The following is a 2,023-nucleotide window of genomic DNA, read 5'->3' on the forward strand; positions in this document are numbered from 1 at the left end:
CACAAACTCCGAGCGGTGCATTAGCCGGCAGCGTGCGTTCCTGCCGCTGCCGGGCGAGGCGAAGCCGGACTGGTGGATTGTTACACAGGTGGCCCGGCGCATGGGATTTGCCCCTGGTTTTCCATATGAAAGCGCAGCGCAGATTTTTGCCGAACATGCGGCGCTTTCGGGCCACGGAAATCACGGCACACGCGACTTCGACATCAGCGCGCACTCCGCCATAGTAGACACGGACTACGATGCACTTTCGCCATTTCAATGGCCCCAGGGCAGGGATGAGCCCGCGACCGAAAAGCGCTTCTTCGGGCAAGGCGAGTTCTATACCGACGACCGCCGCGCCCGCTTCGTGGCGGTGCGACCGGCGAATGAGGAAGCAATCGATCCGCGCTTCGCCTTCACGCTGAATACCGGCCGTGTCCGCGATCATTGGCATACCATGACCCGCACAGGAAAAAGCGCGCGTCTTTCCGCCCACTTTGCCGAACCCTTTGCCGAGATCAATCCGCTCGATGCCGCAGAGCAGGGCATTGCCGACGCCAGTCTGGTCAAACTCGGTAACGATCATGGTAAGATCGTCGTCCGGGCATTGCTGACCGACCGGCAGGAGAGGGGCAATATCTTCGTGCCCATGCACTGGAACGGGCAATTTGCCGGCAATGCGCGGGTGGACAGGCTGGTTACCGCCAATGTCGATCCGGTTTCCGGGCAACCCGCTTTGAAGATGGCACGCGTCGCGGTCAAACCGTTCGCTGCCCGCTGGTATGGCTTTGCCGTATTGCATCATAAGCCTCTGCCCGATGCGGAATATTGGGCCTTGGCCAGGACGGACGGAGGCTACCGGCTCGAACTTGCCGGTCATAGCGTGCCTGGGGACTGGAGCGCCTTCGCGCGGAACCTATTTCAGGCAGAGAGGGATATCGAATTGCTTGCCTATCACGATGCACACCAGGATCAGCATCGTATCGCGGCATTCGATGATGAGAGGCTGCTCGGCRCACTTTACGTGGCGCGCGAACCGGTGACTGTTTCGCGCAGCTGGGCCAGCGAACAACTGACACGGCAATTCACAGATGCGCGACAACGCTTCCAGCTTCTGGCGGGGCGACCGGGCAAGGATGTGCCGGACAAGGGTGCAATTGTCTGCGCCTGTTTCTCGGTCGGCTGTAACGAGATTGCCTCTGCCGCCCATGAGGGTTGCACGACTGTGGAAGCAATCGGCGAACGCCTGAAGGCCGGAACCAATTGCGGCTCCTGCCGCGCCGAAATCCGCGGAGTTATCGACGCATGCAAAATCGTTGCGGCGGAATGACGTCTGCCAACGGGTGTCCTGGCTGTTCGCGGCAACACTCTGCCGTTATCCGCAAGCAAAGAAAGTCGAATAAGCTCCGTACACAGAAACTCCGGCGTATCGCATGTTGGGCCGAAGCATGTTCGTGTTGTGACCTGCGGAATTCCTCCATCCAGAAAAAAGAGCCTGTGCACTTCTATATCTAACACCGACGTTTTCCGTACACACTCCACTCAGTCCGGCTGCTTTTGCTTGGGCTGATCTCTGGCGGAAGCCATCATGGCCGATAGTTCCCCGGGCCGCTTGCTCCCGGCTATGTTGCCGTGCCAGGGCTTTCAGCGTGCCATTGGCGGCCAGCGGCGATAGGCCATGGCTCGTCCTGTAGGAATTGATAAGCGTAAGCGTCTGGGGGCCAAAATCGCCCGCCATTGCGATGGGCTGTGTCGTACCTGCAYATCCAGAAACCAGAACCGCAACTGCCATCGTGTGTAAGATTTTCATTCTCGGATTTCCCCCTGTGTCGTTTACTACGGCTTGAGACACTGTTGCGGCAGGGCCGCAATCAAACTTGAACCCACCGGTTTTACATGTGTCTGAGGCATAAGAATGGTTATGGAACTACGGTTCTCGCTAGAAGCATAGACCGGTATACCACCGAGTTGTTGAAGGAAGACCGGATTTTGGTTCCGCAGTCATCGATAAGATATCCAAGCATGGTTGATTGTCACACAAAAG

Annotated in this window: 2 protein-coding genes; one reads left to right on the forward strand and one right to left on the reverse strand. The window is 58.0% G+C overall.

The genetic code is table 11. The annotated features are described in order from the left end of the window. On the forward strand, window positions 1-1,309 hold a 1,309-nt coding region (locus ACXJ5O_RS25370), incomplete at its 5' end, for a nitrate reductase (protein ID WP_457302323.1). A gap of 45 nt (window positions 1,310-1,354) precedes the next feature. Here the strand turns inward: ACXJ5O_RS25370 and ACXJ5O_RS25375 are convergent. Further along, the gene (locus tag ACXJ5O_RS25375; RefSeq protein ID WP_457302324.1) at window positions 1,355-1,789 is read right to left on the reverse strand and encodes a CAP domain-containing protein; all 435 of its coding nucleotides are present in this window, start codon (window positions 1,787-1,789) and stop codon (window positions 1,355-1,357) included. Window positions 1,790-2,023 lie beyond the last annotated feature (234 nt).

It is taken from the genome of Phyllobacterium sp. P5_D12 (assembly GCF_054049495.1).